Consider the following 19,438-nt stretch of genomic DNA (forward strand, 5'->3'; position numbering starts at 1 on the left):
TCAGGGTTATTTTGTTTGATATATATCAATTGGAACTTTCATATGACACTTAGAATCAATGCTCTCTATAGTGATGAATAATCATCATACGAAGTCAGGTGGGATGCCTGTCTGAATACACCCCCTTCAGGATGTGGGGGATTCTGTTGAGCATCTATGAAACTGAACGCAACTTATATAAATATACGTGATAAATGGTGGGGGCTTCCGCTGATCCTGCCGTCTATAATCTTGCCTGTTTTCGCCCATATAAATACTTACGCACATATTTCTTCTGGTGAAGTTTTTCTCTTTTATCTGCCGCTAGCGCTGATGATCAGCATGATGATGTTTTTTAGCTGGGCAGCATTACCAGGTATTGCTTTAGGGATTTTTGTTCGCAAGTATGCCGATCTTGGTTTTTATGAAACGATCTCGTTAACGGTTAATTTTATTATCATTATCATTCTCTGTTGGGGCGGTTACAGGGTCTTTACTCCCCGGCGCAACAACGTTTCACATGGTGATACCCGCTTAATTTCCCAGCGTATTTTTTGGCAGATTGTTTTCCCTGCAACGTTGTTTCTGGTGCTCTTCCAGTTTGCGGCGTTTGTAGGTTTACTGGCAAGCAGAACAAATCTGGTTGGTGTCATGCCCTTTAATTTGGGAACCTTAATCAATTACCAGGCCTTGCTGGTGGGTAATCTGATAGGCGTCCCGCTTTGCTATTTCATCATTCGTTCTGTACGAAATCCATTTTATTTTCGAAGCTATTATTCTCAATTAAAACAACAGATTGACAGTAAAGTTACAAAAAAAGAGTTCGCGCTGTGGTTGCTTGCTCTGGGCGCATTGTTATTGCTGCTATGTATGCCTTTAAATGAAAAAAGCACAATTTTCAGCACCAACTATACTTTGTCGTTATTGCTGCCGCTGATGATGTGGGGAGCGATGCGTTATGGCTACAAGCTGATCTCGTTGCTCTGGGCAATAGTGCTGATGATCAGTATCCATAGCTACCAGAATTACATTCCCTTTTATCATGGGTATACCACTCAATTAACCATAACCTCCTCCAGCTATCTGGTATTTTCTTTTATCGTCAATTACATGGCTGTTCTGGCAACGCGTCAACGAGCCGTGACCAGACGCATTCAGCGACTGGCTTACGTGGATCCGGTTGTTCATCTGCCGAATGTTCGCGCCTTGAATCGCGCACTGCGTGATGCGCCCTGGTCCGCGCTATGTTATTTACGCATTCCTGGTATGGAAATGTTGGTAAAGAACTATGGCATCATGCTGCGTATCCAATACAAACAAAAGCTTTCACATTGGCTGGCACCTTTACTGGAACCCGGAGAGGATGTTTATCAGCTTTCTGGCAATGATCTCGCGCTGCGACTGAATACAGAGTCTCACCAGGAGCGCATTATCGCATTGGATAACCATCTTAAGCAGTTTCGTTTCTTTTGGGATGATATGCCATTGCAACCACAGATTGGCGTCAGCTATTGCTATGTCCGTTCGCCAGTGAATCATATTTATTTGCTGTTGGGTGAGCTAAGTACGGTTGCTGAACTCTCTATCGTGACTAATGCCCCTGAAAATATGCAGCGTCGCGGAGCAATGTATCTGCAACGAGAATTAAAAGACAAAGTGGCAATGATGAATCGGCTACAGCAGGCGCTTGAGCACGACGATTTTTGCCTGATGGCCCAGCCAATTACTGGAGTGCGCGGCGATGTCTATCATGAAATTTTGCTGCGTATGCGAGGGGAGAATGATGAACTCATCAATCCTGATAATTTCTTGCCGGTTGCGCATGAATTTGGCTTATCGTCCAGTATCGACATGTGGGTCATCGAACATACATTGCAATTTATGGCGGAAAATAAAGAGAAAATGCCCGCCCAACGATTTGCGATTAATTTGTCACCAACGTCAGTTTGTCAGGCTCGCTTTCCTGTTAAAATTAGTAAGTTATTGGCGAAATACCAAATAGAAGCGTGGCAGCTTATCTTTGAAGTCACTGAAAGTAATGCCCTTATCAATGTTAAGCAGGCACAGAACACGTTACAACATCTTCAGGAGTTAGGATGCCAGATTGCTATTGATGATTTCGGCACCGGATACGCAAGCTATGCGCGGCTAAAAAATGTGAATGCCAATTTATTAAAAATTGATGGCAGCTTCATCCGTAATATTGCCTCAAATAGCCTGGATTACCAGATAGTGGCATCGATTTGTCATCTGGCACGAATGAAGAAAATGCAAGTAGTTGCGGAGTATGTTGAAAATGAAGAGATTCGCAAAGCCGTACACTCTTTGGGTATTGATTACCTGCAAGGCTTTTTGATTGGTGAACCGCAGCCGTTAATTGCGATTGTGGCCGAAAGAGAACCTGCTCGAGAAAGCGCGTAATTCATTTGGGCCAACACAACTGGTTGGCCCGTTTTCATTTCATATTAAGCCGAGATTTCTGGCGTGCTTTCTTCTTCAATTTTTAACCGCCAGCCACTCACGCCTTCCCAGTATTCTTGCTCCTTTTCCAGATCAAGCAATACCAACGCGTTCTGGCTAAACCAGTCATGTGGAAAACGCAGCGTCCAGTGGCTGTCATCAGTAATCAGAGTTAATGTCGGCGGTGTCGTGGTTGCCTGACGTTGATTGTTAAGTAATACGCCAAGGCGCAATAGCTGAATTAACGGCAGGAATTGTTTTTTCTTAAATAGCGTAAAGCGCGGCAGATCGTCGAGCTTAATCGCTTTACGATGATAACGCACCAGCGTTGCCATCATCAGTTGTTGCTCCTGATTAAATCCAGGCAAGTCGCTGTTTTGCAGGATATACGCCGAATGGCGATGAAGGCCGCTATGATTAATGCTTAATCCAACTTCATGCAGCATGGCAGCCCAGCGCAGTAATGCTTCCAGTTGTGGATGAGCCAGCTTCGGTTGCTGTTCCCGCCATTGTTCGTACATTTGCATGGTTGTGTCGAGCACCCGTCGGGCCTGTTCACTGTCAATGTGATACTGGTTGGCGAGGCTGCTGGCGGTGCGGCTACGCACATCCTGATGGCGGAAACGTCCTTCCATTTCATACAAAACGCCTTCACGCAGCGCCCCGTCAGAAAGCCGCAGTTCACGAATGGCTAAGGCATCAAATACACCACACAAAATAGCCAGGCCAGGAACAAAAACCGTTTTCCGTTCTTCCGACAGACCCGGCAAACTTAACGCCGAGAAGTTACGATGACGTAAAACTTCTTTCACCAGTTTATCGAGGCGCTCTGGTGTTATGATGCCGTCTTTCTCGCCCATTTCCAGCAACACTTCATGGGCGGCTTTAATGGTGCCGGAAGCCCCCATCGCAACGTTCCAGCCCTGAATACGGAATTGCCAGGTTAATGTTTCCAGTTTTTGTGCAGCCGCCATGCGTGCGCGCTGAAAATTCTCTTTATTGATGACCCCGCCCGGAAAATAAAGCTGGGCAAAGCTGACGCAACCCATCCGGCGGCTTTCGACGAGAATCGGTTCGAAATTTTCTCCAATTACCAACTCCGTTGAGCCGCCGCCAATATCAATAACCAGTTTGCGACCTTTTTCTGGCTGGGTATGTTCCACACCCATAAAAATCAGACGAGCTTCTTCGTTGCCGGAAATAATTTCAATTGGATAGGGGATAACCTTTTCTGCGCGTTTCAGAAAATCAGTAGCGTTCAGCGCCTGACGCAGTGTATGTGTCCCGACAATGCAGACACTAGAGGGAGAGAAACCTTGCAAGCGTTCGGCAAACAGCGACAGACAGCTTAAACCGCGCGTCATCGCCTCCTCACTCAACATATTATCTGGCCCCAGACCATCTGCCAGGTGTACCCGTTGTTTCAGGCGGCCAATAATCTGCATGGCGCCATCCACCACACGGGCAATAACCATGTGGAAACTGTTTGAACCAAGATCGACCGCAGCAAACTCCTGCGGACGAGGGGATTTGTCGTGTATTGGCATAGGTTATTCTGGTTGTTCGAGTGATTTTATGTAGTCGTAGATCGCCAACTGCGCCCGAACTTTCCGGCGATTACCGCGGGGAACGTAGCGATTACTGAGTTCTTTATCGATATAACGCGCTTTCACCGTATCGCTGAACAAAATTTCTACGATATCCAGCACCCGCTGCTTCAGGCGCGGGTCGAGCAGCGGCGTAGCCACTTCAATACGATAATCAATGTTGCGTGTCATCCAGTCGGCGGAAGAAAGGTAAACCTTTTTATCGCCACCGTTTTCAAAAATATATACCCGGTCATGTTCAAGGTAACGGTCAACAATGCTAATAGCACGAATATTGTCGCTAATGCCTTCCAGATTGGGGATCAGCGAACACATCCCGCGTACCAGTAGATTCACCGGTACGCCGGAACTGGATGCCGCATACAGACGATCGACCAGCCCTTTATCGACCAGGTTATTCAGTTTCAGAGTAATACCGCTGGGCAGCCCTTGTTGTGCGTTGGCAATTTCGCGATCCACCATTTCATACAACAGACGGCGGGAGTTTTGCGGCGACACCATTAAATAATCAAATGTCACCGGACGGTATGGGTTTTCAATAAAGTTGAACACCCGTCGCACTTCGTTGGTGATGCGCGCATCGGCGGTCAGCAGCGAATAGTCGGTATAAAGGCGCGCGGTTTTTTCGTTAAAGTTCCCGGTCCCGATATGCGCGTAACGCACGACTTCACCGTTTTCCTTACGTGAAATCAGGAACAGTTTGGCGTGAATTTTCAGCCCCGGCGCAGAGAAGATAACGTGCACGCCAGCTTCGGTTAGTCGCTTCGCCCAATGAATGTTAGCTTCTTCGTCAAAACGTGCCTGTAGCTCAACCACCACGGTCACTTTCTTGCCGTTGTGCGCTGCGTGGATCATCGAGTCGATGATGCGTGAATCTTTTGCCACACGGTAAATATTGATTTTTATCGCCAGTACACTCGGGTCGAATGAGGCCTGACGCAGCAGTTCCAGTACGTGCTCAAAGGTGTGATAAGGATAATAGAGCAGAACATCGCGTTCGCGAATGGCATCAAAACCGTTGCGGAACTGGGCTTTATCAAACCAGATATGGCGTAAACGCGGCAGTGGTTTGTTAACCAGATTTGCTTTGCCGACATTAGGGAAATTAATAAAGTCTTTAAAATTGTGGTAACGGCCGCCGGGGACAATAGAGTCGTAACGAGAAATAGTCAGTTTCTCACGCAACACTTCAACCAGCGCGTTAGGCATATCACGCTGATAAACGAAACGTACTGGTTCTGCGGTTAAACGCTGCTTCAGACTGGAGGACATCAGCTCCATCAGGCTGGCTTCCATCTCGTGTACTAAATCGTATTCGGCGTCGCGGGTCATCTTCATCGAATAGGCATTTAGCGCGTCGTAATCAAAGAAGCCTTTGAAGATATCATCAAGGCAGTAACGCAGAATGTTATCCAACAAAATCATTGGTTTGCGTCGACGCGGTGCTTCCGGCGGCAAGTTCACAAAGCGCGGAACTTTATCCGACGGGATCTCCAGCAGCGCGTAACGGATGGTATCGCCACGAATAATCTCCACCGCCAGATAGGTATAATCGTCTTTCAGAAACTGCACTAAGTCAGTGTCAGGATTGATTAAAATCGGCGTAATGTGCTGACGCAGATACTGCTTAAAATAATGACGCAGCCAGTTTTGTTGATTAACGGAGAGCTGGCGTTCATTAATCAGGAAAATCTGGTTACGCGCCATCTCCAGCAGCAGCTCGTTGTAAAGACCGTCAAATTCCTGATCGGCTTTTAGCACGCGGGATTGAATTTTGCCCAGCAAATGGCGGGAGTGAGAGTTAGAACCTTGTTCTTCGCTAATAATGATACGTCGCTTCAGTTCAGCGAAGCGAACTTTATAGAACTCATCAAGGTTATTGGAATAGATCCCAAGAAAACGCATCCTTTCAATCAGCGGGTTAGATTTGTCCGCCGCTTCCTGAAGCACGCGTTCATTGAACGATAACCAACTGAGCTCTTTCTCGATGTATAGCTTTTCCTGACCCATTACCACTTTTACTCCGTTTTATTCACGGGACACTGCCTGGCTATTATGGCGAGCAATGTTGGCAGATGTCCAACTATGCCAGAAAAGGGGGAAAAAAACTGCTGAAGCCTGCGATTTACAGGAGAAACGAGAAGCGCCAGCAGTAGCGCTGGCGCTTTAAAATGCGGAAGATTACTCGTCGTCGGCGGCATAGCCCTGCGGTGGAAGACGTTGATCATCCAGCCACGCGGCGTTTTCATGCATCTTCAGACGACCATCAACAAACCAGCTAATGACCAGCGGGTAAATAGCATGCTCCTGGGTTTGCACGCGAGCGGTGATTTCATCTTCTGTATCACCGGCAAAAACCGGAATTTTAGCCTGCAAAATTACCGGGCCGCCGTCCAGCTCATCGGTCACGAAATGCACCGATGTACCATGTTCTTCATCGCCATTTTCCAGAGCCTGACGATGGGTATGCAAACCGGGATATTTCGGCAGCAGGGAAGGGTGAATGTTCAGCAAACGCCCGGCGTAGTGGGAAACAAACGCTGGGCTGAGAATGCGCATAAAACCGGCCAGAACGACCACATCGGGTGCGTACACGTCGATTTCGTGCATCAATTCCCGATCATAGTCTTCCCGACTGTCAAATTGACTGGCAATAAGCGTATGCGTTGCGATACCTGCTTTGCGGGCGCGCTCAAGGCCGAACGCGTCGGCCTTATTGCTGAAAACTGCCCGTAGGGTGCCTTTAATTTTGTTGGTTTTGCAGGCATCTATAATTGCCTGCAAATTACTTCCGTTGCCGGAAATAAGCACCACAATATTCATTATTCGATAACCACGCGTTGTTCGGAATCAGAAGCTTTGATGATACCGATTTTCCACGCGTTTTCACCGTTGGCATTGAGCAGGGCGAGAGCTTTGTCCACTTCCGGAGCAGGCAGGGCGATAACCATCCCGACGCCGCAGTTGAAGGTACGATACATTTCATGGCGGCTGACGTTACCTGCCGTTTGCAGCCAGTTGAACACTTCCGGCCACTGCCAGGAGGATTCATCAATCACTGCCTGAGTGTTTTCTGGTAATACGCGAGGAATGTTTTCCCAGAAACCGCCGCCGGTCAGGTGCGCAATGGCGTGAACATCAACCTTTTCAATCAATTCCAGCACGGACTTCACATAAATACGGGTTGGTGCCAGCAGATGATCGGCCAGGGGTTTGCCGTCCAGCTCTGTAGTTTGCGGATCGCAACCGCTGACTTCGAGAATTTTGCGTACCAGCGAGTAACCGTTAGAGTGCGGGCCGCTGGAGCCGAGTGCAATGAGCACATCGCCGTCGCTAACTTTAGAACCGTCGATGATTTCTGATTTTTCTACCACCCCAACACAGAAACCAGCAACATCATAATCTTCGCCGTGATACATCCCCGGCATTTCCGCTGTTTCGCCGCCCACCAGCGAACAGCCGGATTGCAGACAGCCTTCGGCGATGCCACTGATCACCGCTGAAGCGGTATCAACATCCAGTTTTCCGGTTGCGTAATAATCGAGGAAAAACAGTGGTTCAGCGCCTTGTACCACCAGGTCATTAACGCACATGGCGACCAGATCGATACCAATGGTATCGTGGCGTTTTAAATCCATGGCCAGACGCAGCTTGGTGCCTACACCGTCAGTGCCGGAAACCAGCACAGGTTCGCGATATTTTTGCGGCAACGCACACAGCGCACCGAAGCCGCCCAGACCGCCCATCACTTCCGGGCGACGCGTTTTCTTCACTACGCCTTTGATTCTGCCAACCAGAGCATTACCTGCGTCAATATCAACACCGGCATCTTTGTAGCTAAGAGAGGTTTTATCGGTCACTGCTTGGGTCCCCACGCGTTACTTGCGGTAGAAAAATAAAATTCGGCGCAATTCTAACAGGGAAAGCAAACGTTTGCGAGACTGCTTTACATAACCTTTTTCAGCCTCTTTTCGCCTACCAAACAGCGAAGTAGCGCATAAATAAACGTAATGAATGAATGTATTGTGAGATAATGACAATAAATAACTATTTGAATGTGAAATGATTTTTTATCAAACCGTTGTTAGTTTGTCTAAAGTCAACGAAAATAATATTGCCGCCTTAAAAAAAGGCGGTATAATCCGTCGATTTTTTTTGTGGCTGCCCTCAAAGGAGAAAGAGTATGAAGATCGTGGAAGTCAAACACCCACTCGTCAAACACAAGCTGGGACTGATGCGTGAGCAAGATATCAGCACCAAGCGCTTTCGCGAACTCGCTTCTGAAGTGGGTAGCCTGCTGACTTATGAGGCGACCGCCGACCTCGAAACTGAAAAAGTTACTATCGAAGGCTGGAACGGTCCGGTAGAAATCGACCAGATCAAAGGTAAGAAAATTACCGTGGTGCCGATCCTGCGTGCGGGCCTGGGGATGATGGACGGCGTGCTGGAAAACGTTCCGAGTGCGCGCATCAGCGTGGTCGGTATGTACCGTAATGAAGAAACGCTGGAGCCAGTACCGTACTTCCAGAAACTGGTTTCTAACATTGATGAGCGTATGGCGCTGATCGTCGACCCAATGCTGGCAACCGGTGGTTCCGTTATCGCGACCATCGACCTGCTGAAAAAAGCGGGCTGCAGCAGCATTAAAGTGCTGGTGCTGGTGGCTGCGCCAGAAGGTATCGCTGCGCTGGAAAAAGCGCACCCGGACGTCGAGCTGTATACCGCATCGATTGACCAGGGGCTGAATGAGCACGGATACATTATCCCGGGCCTCGGCGATGCCGGTGATAAAATCTTTGGTACGAAATAACGAATAAAAAATAATTAAAGCCGACTTTAAGAGTCGGCTTTTTTTTGAGTAAAGCGCCTATAACACATAATATACAGAGGATAATACTATGACGCGCCGTGCTATCGGGGTGAGTGAAAGACCGCCACTTTTACAGACAATCCCGCTTAGTTTACAACATTTGTTCGCCATGTTTGGTGCAACCGTCCTGGTGCCCGTCTTATTTCATATCAACCCAGCAACCGTACTGTTATTTAACGGTATCGGAACGCTGCTGTATCTCTTCATCTGTAAAGGGAAAATCCCTGCTTATCTTGGTTCGAGCTTTGCCTTTATTTCCCCGGTGTTATTGCTGTTGCCGTTGGGTTATGAAGTTGCGCTGGGCGGCTTTATTATGTGCGGCGTGCTGTTCTGTCTGGTTTCTTTTATTGTGAAGAAAGCAGGAACTGGCTGGCTGGATGTGCTTTTTCCTCCAGCGGCAATGGGGGCAATCGTTGCTGTCATCGGTCTGGAACTGGCGGGCGTGGCTGCTGGCATGGCGGGCTTACTCCCGGCTGAAGGGCAAACGCCAGATTCCAAAACCATCATTATCTCCATTACTACCCTGGCGGTTACGGTTTTAGGTTCCGTACTGTTCCGCGGTTTCCTGGCAATTATCCCGATTTTGATTGGCGTGTTGGTGGGGTACGCGCTCTCCTTCGCAATGGGAATTGTCGATACCACGCCGATTATCAACGCTCACTGGTTTGCTCTGCCGACTCTTTACACGCCGCGCTTTGAGTGGTTTGCCATTTTGACCATTCTGCCTGCGGCGCTGGTGGTTATTGCTGAACACGTAGGGCATCTGGTGGTAACGGCTAACATCGTGAAAAAAGATCTGTTGCGCGATCCGGGCCTGCACCGTTCCATGTTCGCTAATGGTCTGTCGACCGTTATCTCCGGGTTCTTTGGTTCCACGCCAAACACCACCTACGGGGAAAACATCGGCGTTATGGCGATCACCCGCGTTTACAGTACCTGGGTAATCGGTGGTGCGGCGATCTTCGCCATCCTGCTCTCCTGTGTTGGTAAACTGGCTGCTGCTATCCAGATGATCCCACTGCCGGTGATGGGCGGCGTTTCGCTGCTGCTTTACGGTGTCATCGGCGCTTCTGGTATTCGTGTGCTTATTGAATCGAAAGTGGATTACAATAAAGCACAGAACCTGATCCTGACCTCCGTGATCCTGATCATCGGCGTCAGTGGCGCGAAGGTAAACATTGGTGCGGCAGAGCTGAAAGGTATGGCGTTGGCGACCATCGTCGGCATTGGCTTAAGCCTGATCTTTAAATTGATTAGTGTGCTCCGCCCGGAAGAAGTGGTGTTGGATGCAGAAGACGCCGATATAACAGAAAAATAATGTAGCGGCCGGGCAGTAATGCTGCCCGGTTCAAACATGATGGAATTCTGTGGTAAACTTCTCGCGATTTTGTGAAATCCCTGGTTGAGGTATCTCTGAACACACCGGCACAGCTCTCTTTGCCACTTTATCTTCCTGACGACGAAACCTTTGCAAGTTTCTGGCCGGGGGATAACTCCTCTTTACTGGCCGCGATGAAAAACGTGCTGCGTCAGGAACATAGCGGTTACATCTATCTCTGGGCACGCGAAGGCGCGGGGCGCAGCCATCTGCTGCACGCGGCTTGCGCGGAATTGTCGCAGCGTGGCGATGCGGTAGGGTATGTCCCGCTGGATAAACGCACCTGGTTTGTTCCGGAAGTGCTCGATGGTATGGAACAACTGTCGCTCGTTTGCATCGACAATATTGAGTGTATTGCTGGCGATGAGTTGTGGGAGATGGCGATTTTCGATCTCTACAATCGGATTCTGGAGTCGGGCAAAACACGGTTGCTGATCACTGGCGATCGTCCACCACGTCAGTTGAATCTGGGGTTACCGGATCTCGCGTCACGTCTCGACTGGGGGCAGATCTACAAGCTGCAGCCACTTTCAGATGAAGACAAATTGCAGGCTTTACAGTTACGCGCCCGTTTGCGTGGTTTTGAACTGCCGGAAGATGTGGGACGTTTCTTGCTGAAGCGGCTCGACAGAGAGATGCGCACGCTATTTATGACGTTGGATCAGCTGGATCGCGCATCAATTACCGCACAACGTAAGTTGACCATTCCGTTTGTGAAAGAAATTCTGAAGCTGTAGACAAGGTTTTTATTGTCGGATGTGGTACGAAGACCTGCGCGAAGTGAGTCCATTGTATTCGTAGGCCGGATAAGACGCGGCAAGCGTCGCATCCGGCAATGTGCCTTAACTAGCGATGAGGCGCATCTTAACCCACGATTTCCAGCACCTGCTCCGGTGGACGACCAATCCGCGCTTTGCCATTCGCGACCACAATCGGGCGCTCCATCAGCTTCGGATTATCCACCATTGCCTGAATCAGCACTTCTTCGCTAAGTGAACTGTCAGCCAGGTTCAGTTCTTTATAAAGCTCCTCTTTCTGGCGCATCAGTTCACGGGCGCTATTCATACCCAACATTTTCAGCAAATTACGTAGCGTTGCTGCATCGGCGGGTGTCTCAAGATAGAGCACCACTTCCGGCTCCACACCATTTTCTTTCAGCAGGTTCAGCGTTTCACGGCTCTTTGAACAGCGTGGGTTGTGGTAGATTTTTACCTGTTTGGTCATTGTTCTTCCTTTAATGCGAATTACATTTTCGTATAAGGCTTAAAGCGTTCCTGCAACTGGCGCAACTGGTCGATACGTGCATCGTAACGCGCTTGTTGCAGGCTGCCTAATTTCACCTGCGAACTTGCGCTACTTAACAGAGAAATGGCTTGGTCGAGTCGCCCGGCCAGCGCATAACCTTCTGCTCGCGCAGCCAGTTCCTGATCGCGGTTATTTAGCGCGGCTTCTGCCTGTGCCAGCAAATCCCAGCCATTGCTGTCATCTTTATTATTAAAAGTGTAGCGATTCAGAATATTGGCCGCTTCCTGCGGTTGACCGCCTTGCAGATAAGCGTTTGCCAGGTTGAGTTGCAACACCGGATTGGTGCGCAAATCGCGGGCATTTTTCAGCCGATTGATAGCGTCATTGGCTTTGTGTTGCCCAAGGTCAATATCGGTTGCCAGATCGAGAAACCATGCATTAGTCGGTTCTGCCGCCAGTAATGGCTGTAGCGTCTTCCGTGCTTCATCGAATTTATTGGCTCCCATCGCCTGTAAAGCACGGCCATACTGTGCCGCCCGTTGCTGACGAACGTTACCTTTCGCCCATTCATCCAGCAAATCACTGGTGAGCTGGTTACGTCCGGAATTGTACATCCCCAGAGTACGCGCTTTCGCCAGATAGAAGTCTTCTGACGATTGCACCACCAGCGGGCGCATCTGATTAGCACGGTTACGAGCATCAGCCAGACGGCTTTCCGGCAACGGGTGAGTCAGCAAAATTTCCGGCGGACGCGAAGAGTAGCGCGCCTGATCGAGCAATTTTTCGAGGAAGGTCGGCATCGCCTGCGGATCGAACCCCGAGCGTTGCAGCACCTGAATCCCAATGCGGTCTGCTTCCTGTTCGTTTTGCTGGGTGAAGCTGATCATCCCCTGGCGCGTTCCCGCAAGCGTACCGGTCAGCGCCGCCATTCCCGCCTGCGGGCTGGCCATTGCCAGTAAAATAGAACCTAACGCCCCGACCCAGGTGAGTGGTGCGCTACGTTGCTGATCTTCCATCGCTCGCGCCAGGTGACGCTGGGTGACGTGGGAGATTTCATGCGCCATAACCGAAGCCAGTTGGCTTTCGTTATCGGAATAACGGAACAGGGCAGAGTGCAGTACCACGTTGCCGCCAAAGAAAGCAAAGGCGTTAATTTCGTCGTTATTGATCAGAAAGAAATGGAACGGCGTCTTTACTGAATTGGCATGCGAAACCAGACGCATCCCCAGCGAGTTAATGTATTGCGTTAATAGCGGATCATTAATTAACGGCGCGCTGCCGCGTAATTGGCGAACGTAATAGTCGCCCATTTGCATTTCCTGACCAATGGAAAGCGTGCTTCCTGCGGAGGTTCCCATATCCGGCAAGGTGTCTGCGCTATCGGCAAACGCCGGGGCCACCTGACCGAGGGTCACAGCAGCAATGAGGGTAGCAACAAGGTTTTTTTTCAACTGCCTGAACATAACCTCTGTCCTGTATTTTTGGAGATAGTCATTTGACCGATACTGTGAAATATCGTTCCCACCGCGCCGCCTTTGAGTGTAACGGTGAAGATTAGCCCACTCAAATGACTTTTCAGTTTCCTGAATCCGTCATAAAAAGCGAAGTCTTTTTTGTGACATTTCGATACAATTGCGGATCGCAATCCCCCTCTTGAGGTTCAGGGAAGGTCTTTATGCTCGAAATGTTGATGCAATGGTATCGCCGCCGTTTTAGCGACCCGGAAGCGATTGCCTTGCTGGTTATTTTAGTTGCCGGTTTTGGCATTATCTTTTTCTTTAGTGGCCTGCTCGCGCCGTTGCTGGTGGCTATTGTGCTGGCCTATTTGCTGGAATGGCCCACTGTGCGCCTGCAATCTATTGGCTGTTCCCGCCGTTGGGCAACGTCGATTGTATTGGTGGTTTTTGTCGGTATTTTGCTGCTGATGGCGTTCGTGGTACTGCCTATCGCCTGGCAACAGGGCATTTATTTAATCCGCGATATGCCGGGCATGCTCAATAAGCTTTCAGATTTTGCTGCCACGTTGCCGCGCCGTTATCCGGCGTTGATGGACGCGGGCATTATTGATGCGATGGCTGACAATATGCGTAGCCGGATGCTTACCATGGGCGATTCAGTGGTAAAAATTTCTCTCGCCTCGCTGGTTGGTTTGCTGACCATTGCCGTCTATCTGGTGCTGGTGCCATTGATGGTCTTCTTCCTGCTGAAAGACAAAGAGCAAATGCTGAATGCCGTTCGTCGGGTGCTGCCGCGCAACCGTGGGCTGGCAGGGCAGGTGTGGAAGGAGATGAACCAGCAAATCACCAACTACATCCGTGGCAAGGTACTGGAGATGATCGTGGTGGGGATCGCCACCTGGCTGGGATTCTTACTCTTTGGGCTGAACTATTCGCTGCTGCTGGCGGTGCTGGTCGGTTTCTCGGTGCTTATTCCGTACATTGGCGCATTTGTGGTGACCATTCCGGTGGTTGGCGTGGCGCTATTCCAGTTTGGCGCCGGCACTGAGTTCTGGAGTTGCTTCGCGGTGTATCTGATTATCCAGGCGTTGGACGGTAACTTACTCGTACCGGTGTTGTTCTCTGAAGCAGTTAACCTGCATCCGCTGGTGATTATTTTATCGGTGGTGATTTTCGGCGGGCTGTGGGGATTCTGGGGCGTATTCTTCGCTATTCCACTGGCGACGCTAATCAAAGCGGTAATCCATGCCTGGCCGGATGGTCAAATCGCGCAAGAGTAATCTTCATTCCAATATATCACCGGATATGAAGTGTGCTGGCCGCAAGCGCAGCCAGCACGGAATGGAGCAAAGTAATCAGGCGTGTTCTTTTAGCCAGTTAAGCACTACGTCGTGGTGATTGCTGGTTTTGAAATCGTCAAATACGTGTTCGATTTTGCCGTTGGCATCGATCAGGAAGCTGATGCGGTGAATACCATCGTAGGTTTTACCCATGAAAGACTTCTTGCCCCAGACGCCGAATTGTTCGCATACCTGGTGGTCCTCATCGGACAGAAGCGTAAAGTTAAGCAGTTCTTTATCTGCGAAACGGGAGAGTTTTTCGGGTTTATCGGTACTGATACCCAGCACATCAACGCCCACTTTTTTTAACTCTTCCATGTTATCGCGTAAGCCGCAGGCCTGTACGGTACAGCCGGGGGTCATGGCTTTCGGGTAGAAATAAACCAGAACACGCTGTCCCTGGAAGTCGGTCAAATTAACTTGTTCTCCGTCTTGATCCGGCAAGCTAAATTTCGGTGCGATGTCACCGGCTTTCAGTGGATTCATTACTTAACTCCATCCTGTTCATCATGTTGGGAATAATTGACGACGCTAATACTGCCTTGCGCATTGAGTTCTGTACATAGTGCTTTGAAGGCTTGTTCAATATTTGCTGAATCCGCAGACGCCGGGCTGTGGGCGGTTATCTGAATATGCAGTTGTGCAGCTCGTTCATTTTCAGCAGGTTGCGTGCGAGACACCAGCTCCGCAATGTTCATATGGTGCGCGTCGAAAAGTGCTGTGAAGCGCTCAATTAAATGCGGTGAATCTGCCACATCGATCTGAACCCAGACAGATGCGGGCATCGGCGGACGCGGACGAGCCGTCGTGCGCTTCATCACGATTAAAAGATCCAGTTCGGCACCTTTCAACGGTAACGTTGATTCGATCAAGGTGATGGCGTTCCATGAACCGGAAAGCAGCATGATAAAGGTGAACTCTTCTCCCAGCATCGCCAGGCGACTGTCTTCTATATTACAGCCGCAACTACTGACATGACGGGTGATAGTGTTCACAATTCCTGGGCGATCGGCACCCAGCGCAGTGATCACCAAATAATGTTGCGATGACAGTGTCAAACCGGTTATTCCTTCAAGGGGGAGAGTAGCTCTTAAGGAAAGCATAAAAAAAACATGCATACAACAATCAGAACGGTTCTGTCTGCTTGCTTTTAATGCCATACCAAACGTACCATTGAGGCACTTGTTTGCACAGAGGATGGCCCATGTTCACGGGAAGTATTGTCGCGATTGTTACTCCGATGGATGAAAAAGGTAATGTCTGTCGGGCTAGCTTAAAAAAACTGATTGATTATCATGTCGCCAGCGGTACTTCGGCGATTGTTTCTGTAGGCACCACTGGTGAGTCCGCTACCCTGAATCATGACGAACATGTTGATGTGGTAATGATGACGCTGGAGCTCGCTGACGGGCGTATTCCGGTAATTGCCGGAACTGGTGCTAACGCTACTGCGGAAGCCATTAGCTTGACACAGCGTTTCAATGACAGTGGCATTGTTGGCTGCCTGACGGTGACCCCTTATTACAACCGCCCGTCGCAGGAAGGTCTGTATCAGCATTTCAAAGCCATCGCTGAACATACTGACCTGCCGCAAATCCTGTATAATGTGCCGTCCCGTACTGGCTGCGATCTGCTACCAGAAACGGTGGGCCGTCTGGCGAAAGTAAAAAATATTATCGGAATCAAAGAGGCAACAGGGAACTTAACGCGTGTTAATCAGATCAAAGAGCTGGTTTCAGACGATTTTGTTCTGCTGAGCGGCGATGATGCGAGCACGTTGGACTTCATGCAGTTAGGTGGTCATGGCGTTATTTCCGTTACGGCTAACGTCGCAGCGCGTGATATGGCCCAGATGTGCAAACTGGCGGCAGAAGGGCATTTTGCCGAGGCACGCGTTATTAATCAGCGTCTGATGCCATTACACAACAAACTATTTGTCGAACCCAATCCAATCCCGGTGAAATGGGCATGTAAGGAACTGGGTCTTGTGGCGACCGATACGCTGCGCCTGCCAATGACGCCAATCACCGACAGTGGTCGTGAGACGGTCAGAGCGGCGCTTAAGCATGCCGGTTTGCTGTAAAGTTTAGGGAGATTTGATGGCTTACTCTGTTCAAAAGTCGCGCCTGGCAAAGGTTGCGGGTGTATCGCTTGTTTTATTACTCGCAGCCTGTAGTTCTGACTCACGCTATAAGCGTCAGGTGAGTGGTGATGAAGCCTATCTGGAAGCGGCACCGCTTGCGGAGCTTCATGCCCCGGCAGGAATGATTTTGCCGGTGACCTCTGGTGATTATGCAATCCCGGTGACCAACGGTAGTGGTGCTGTCGGTAAGGCGCTGGACATTCGTCCACCAGCCCAGCCGCTGGCACTGGTTTCTGGCGCGCGTACCCAGTTCACGGGCGATACCGCTTCACTGCTGGTGGAAAATGGTCGTGGCAATACTCTGTGGCCGCAGGTGGTTAGCGTGCTGCAGGCGAAAAACTATACCATTACCCAACGCGATGATGCCGGTCAGACGCTGACCACCGATTGGGTACAATGGAACCGTCTGGACGAAGACGAGCAGTATCGTGGTCGTTATCAAATCTCTGTTAAACCGCAGGGTTATCAGCAGGCGGTAACGGTGAAATTGCTGAACCTGGAACAGGCTGGCAAGCCGGTTGCAGATGCGGCGTCTATGCAGCGTTACAGCGCTGAGATGATGAACGTCATTTCCGCTGGCCTGGATAAATCCGTCACTGATGCGGCTAATGCAGCGCAAAATCGTGCTTCCACAACAATGGATGTACAAAGCGCCGCTGACGACACTGGTTTACCGATGTTGGTCGTGCGTGGTCCGTTCAACGTAGTATGGCAACGTCTGCCTGCTGCGTTGGAAAAAGTGGGCATGAAAGTGACCGACAGCACTCGTTCACAAGGCAGCATGGCCGTAACTTACAAGCCACTGTCTGACAGCGACTGGCAGGAACTGGGCGCGAGCGATCCAGGCCTGGCATCGGGCGACTACAAACTGCAGGTCGGTGATTTAGATAACCGCAGCAGCCTACAGTTCATCGATCCGAAAGGTCATACGCTGACACAAAGCCAAAACGACGCACTGGTATCTGTCTTCCAGGCTGCGTTTAGCAAGTAAAAATACAGGGCTGGAGTCTTCCGGCCCTTTTTTCTGATATGATACGCAAACGTGTGCGTCGGCAGAAAAACGCGATTTTAGCGGTAATTCGCACGAAATTTGTTTGTCGGACGTAGGTCGGGTAAGGCGTTTACGGCGCAACCGACAAAACATCCGGCACACCAGACAGCAAAAGATTTTAAAACGTTAATTCACACCCAGGAGTGATAAAGATGCAAAAGCAAGCTGAGTTGTATCGTGGTAAAGCGAAAACCGTATACAGCACGGAAAACCCGGACCTGTTGGTGCTCGAATTCCGCAATGATACGTCAGCAGGGGATGGCGCGCGCATTGAGCAGTTTGATCGCAAAGGTATGGTGAACAACAAGTTCAACTACTTCATTATGAGCAAACTGGCTGAAGCGGGTATCCCGACTCAAATGGAGCGTCTGCTCTCTGATACCGAATGTCTGGTGAAAAAACTGGATATGGTGCCGGTTGAGTGTGTCGTGCGTAACCGTGCTGCTGGCTCTCTGGTGAAACGTCTTGGAATCGAAGAAGGTATTGAGCTGAACCCACCGCTGTTCGATCTGTTCCTGAAAAACGACGCTATGCACGACCCAATGGTCAACGAATCTTACTGCGAAACCTTTGGCTGGGTAAGCAAAGAGAATCTGGCGCGTATGAAAGAGCTGACCTACAAAGCGAACGACGTACTGAAAAAACTGTTCGACGATGCAGGTCTGATTCTGGTCGACTTCAAGCTGGAATTTGGCCTGTACAAAGGCGAAGTGGTGCTGGGCGATGAGTTCTCCCCGGACGGTAGCCGCCTGTGGGACAAAGAAACGCTGGAGAAAATGGACAAAGACCGTTTCCGCCAGAGCCTCGGTGGCCTGATCGAAGCCTATGAAGCCGTCGCCCGCCGCCTGGGTGTACAGCTGGACTGATTTTTCTGTTCATCATCTTGCCGTGCTGCTGGCACGGCAAGATGACCGCTCTTGTAAGACGTGAATTGAACGCTCATTCCTCCATCATTTCCTCCCGCTTTCCTGTGGTAATCTTCCTCTGAACGACCTACGATCATTCCTATAATGAATATATTGTTGAGGTATCTATGCGCTGGCAAGGGCGTCGTGAAAGTGACAATGTTGAAGACAGGCGAAACAGCTCCGGTGGTCCGTCAATGGGTGGTCCCGGTTTTCGCCTACCAACCGGTAAAGGTGGGTTAATTTTATTGGTGGTTGTTTTGGTTGCTGGCTACTATGGTGTTGATTTAACTGGATTGATGACCGGACAGCCAGTTTCACAACAGCAATCAACGCGTTCAATTAGCCCAAATGAAGACGAAGCGGCAAAATTCACCTCGGTGATTCTGGCAACCACGGAAGATACCTGGGGACAGCAATTCGAGAAGATGGGTAAGGCCTATCAGCAACCGAAGCTGGTAATGTACCGTGGAATGACTCGCACCGGTTGCGGGGCGGGGCAATCCATTATGGGACCGTTTTATTGCCCGGCGGATGGCACAGTCTATATCGATCTCTCCTTCTATGATGACATGAAAGACAAACTGGGCGCGGATGGTGATTTTGCTCAAGGGTACGTTATCGCCCATGAAGTCGGTCATCACGTGCAGAAACTGTTAGGCATCGAGCCGAAAGTCCGTCAGCTGCAACAAAACGCGACGCAAGCGGAAGCCAACCGCTTATCTGTGCGTATGGAACTCCAGGCCGACTGCTTTGCCGGTGTCTGGGGGCATAGCATGCAGCAGCAAGGTGTTCTGGAAACCGGCGATCTGGAAGAGGCGCTGAACGCGGCGCAGGCCATCGGCGATGACCGTTTACAACAGCAAAGTCAGGGGCAGGTTGTGCCAGATAGCTTTACTCATGGCACATCTCAGCAACGCTACAGCTGGTTTAAACGTGGCTTCGACAGCGGCGATCCGGCACAATGCAATACTTTCGGTAAAAGCATTTAACTTCCGGGGCA

17 protein-coding genes are annotated in these 19,438 nt (G+C 50.0%); 9 read left to right on the forward strand and 8 right to left on the reverse strand.

The annotated features are described in order from the left end of the window. Nucleotides 1-156 precede the first annotated feature (156 nt). Nucleotides 157-2,400 (forward strand): sensor domain-containing phosphodiesterase, encoded by a 2,244-nt coding sequence (locus tag A9180_RS03635; RefSeq protein WP_064526249.1) that lies wholly within the window; start codon nt 157-159, stop codon nt 2,398-2,400. A 44-nt stretch (nt 2,401-2,444) separates the two neighbouring features. Here the strand turns inward: A9180_RS03635 and ppx are convergent, their stop codons facing one another. The 4 genes from ppx to purM all read right to left on the reverse strand — a co-directional run bounded on the left by ppx (nt 2,445) and on the right by purM (nt 7,906). Beyond that, nucleotides 2,445-3,986, reverse strand: a complete 1,542-nt coding sequence (ppx, locus tag A9180_RS03640) for an exopolyphosphatase (RefSeq protein ID WP_064526251.1) — start codon at nt 3,984-3,986, stop codon at nt 2,445-2,447. Nucleotides 3,987-3,989: 3 nt separating this feature from the next. Further along, nucleotides 3,990-6,056: a polyphosphate kinase 1 gene (ppk1, locus tag A9180_RS03645; RefSeq protein WP_064526252.1), complete on the reverse strand. Its 2,067-nt coding sequence runs from the start codon at nt 6,054-6,056 to the stop codon at nt 3,990-3,992. A 171-nt stretch (nt 6,057-6,227) separates the two neighbouring features. Then, nucleotides 6,228-6,869, reverse strand: a complete 642-nt coding sequence (gene purN, locus A9180_RS03650; protein ID WP_064526254.1) for a phosphoribosylglycinamide formyltransferase — start codon at nt 6,867-6,869, stop codon at nt 6,228-6,230. Beyond that, nucleotides 6,869-7,906: a phosphoribosylformylglycinamidine cyclo-ligase gene (purM, locus tag A9180_RS03655; RefSeq protein ID WP_064526256.1), complete on the reverse strand. Its 1,038-nt coding sequence runs from the start codon at nt 7,904-7,906 to the stop codon at nt 6,869-6,871. Before purM ends, purN begins: the two co-directional genes overlap by 1 nt. Before the next feature lie 323 nt (nt 7,907-8,229). Here purM and upp point away from each other — a divergent pair, with 323 nt between their 5' ends. The 3 genes from upp to A9180_RS03670 all read left to right on the forward strand — a co-directional run bounded on the left by upp (nt 8,230) and on the right by A9180_RS03670 (nt 11,031). Continuing rightward, nucleotides 8,230-8,856, forward strand: coding sequence for a uracil phosphoribosyltransferase (gene upp / locus A9180_RS03660; RefSeq protein ID WP_001295473.1), 627 nt, complete (start codon nt 8,230-8,232; stop codon nt 8,854-8,856). Between the two features lie 88 nt (nt 8,857-8,944). Next, entirely contained in the window at nt 8,945-10,234 is a 1,290-nt protein-coding gene (uraA, locus tag A9180_RS03665; RefSeq protein ID WP_054494643.1) for a uracil permease, read from the forward strand. Nucleotides 10,235-10,329: 95 nt separating this feature from the next. Continuing rightward, nucleotides 10,330-11,031: a DnaA inactivator Hda gene (locus A9180_RS03670; RefSeq protein ID WP_074399451.1), complete on the forward strand. Its 702-nt coding sequence runs from the start codon at nt 10,330-10,332 to the stop codon at nt 11,029-11,031. Between the two features lie 127 nt (nt 11,032-11,158). Here the strand turns inward: A9180_RS03670 and arsC are convergent, their stop codons facing one another. Continuing rightward, entirely contained in the window at nt 11,159-11,518 is a 360-nt protein-coding gene (gene arsC / locus A9180_RS03675; RefSeq protein WP_064526258.1) for an arsenate reductase (glutaredoxin), read from the reverse strand. A gap of 20 nt (nt 11,519-11,538) precedes the next feature. Then, entirely contained in the window at nt 11,539-13,002 is a 1,464-nt protein-coding gene (gene bepA, locus A9180_RS03680; RefSeq protein ID WP_064526260.1) for a beta-barrel assembly-enhancing protease, read from the reverse strand. Between the two features lie 212 nt (nt 13,003-13,214). On the opposite strand from bepA, the gene A9180_RS03685 reads away from it, so the two are divergent. Next, entirely contained in the window at nt 13,215-14,276 is a 1,062-nt protein-coding gene (locus A9180_RS03685) for an AI-2E family transporter (protein WP_064526262.1), read from the forward strand. Between the two features lie 75 nt (nt 14,277-14,351). Here A9180_RS03685 and bcp read toward each other — a convergent pair whose 3' ends face one another. Continuing rightward, complete coding sequence (gene bcp / locus A9180_RS03690; protein ID WP_064526265.1) at nt 14,352-14,822, reverse strand: thioredoxin-dependent thiol peroxidase; 471 nt, start codon at nt 14,820-14,822, stop codon at nt 14,352-14,354. Beyond that, on the reverse strand, nt 14,822-15,394 hold the full coding sequence (locus A9180_RS03695; RefSeq protein WP_000176182.1) for a glycine cleavage system transcriptional repressor: 573 nt from the start codon (nt 15,392-15,394) through the stop codon (nt 14,822-14,824). Before A9180_RS03695 ends, bcp begins: the two co-directional genes overlap by 1 nt. 146 nt (nt 15,395-15,540) lie before the next feature. On the opposite strand from A9180_RS03695, the gene dapA reads away from it, so the two are divergent. The 4 genes from dapA (at nt 15,541) to A9180_RS03720 (ending at nt 19,427) form a co-directional block, all read left to right on the forward strand. Further along, a complete protein-coding gene (dapA, locus tag A9180_RS03700) occupies nt 15,541-16,419 on the forward strand; it encodes a 4-hydroxy-tetrahydrodipicolinate synthase (RefSeq protein ID WP_064526267.1) in 879 nt (292 codons plus the stop codon). Nucleotides 16,420-16,435: 16 nt separating this feature from the next. After that, nucleotides 16,436-17,470: an outer membrane protein assembly factor BamC gene (bamC, locus tag A9180_RS03705; RefSeq protein ID WP_064526268.1), complete on the forward strand. Its 1,035-nt coding sequence runs from the start codon at nt 16,436-16,438 to the stop codon at nt 17,468-17,470. 212 nt (nt 17,471-17,682) lie between these two features. Then, nucleotides 17,683-18,396 (forward strand): phosphoribosylaminoimidazolesuccinocarboxamide synthase, encoded by a 714-nt coding sequence (gene purC / locus A9180_RS03715; RefSeq protein WP_001295467.1) that lies wholly within the window; start codon nt 17,683-17,685, stop codon nt 18,394-18,396. 167 nt (nt 18,397-18,563) lie between these two features. After that, nucleotides 18,564-19,427: a neutral zinc metallopeptidase gene (locus A9180_RS03720; RefSeq protein ID WP_064526270.1), complete on the forward strand. Its 864-nt coding sequence runs from the start codon at nt 18,564-18,566 to the stop codon at nt 19,425-19,427. Nucleotides 19,428-19,438 lie beyond the last annotated feature (11 nt).

The organism is Escherichia sp. B1147 (assembly GCF_001660175.1).
GTDB lineage: Bacteria > Pseudomonadota > Gammaproteobacteria > Enterobacterales > Enterobacteriaceae > Escherichia > Escherichia whittamii.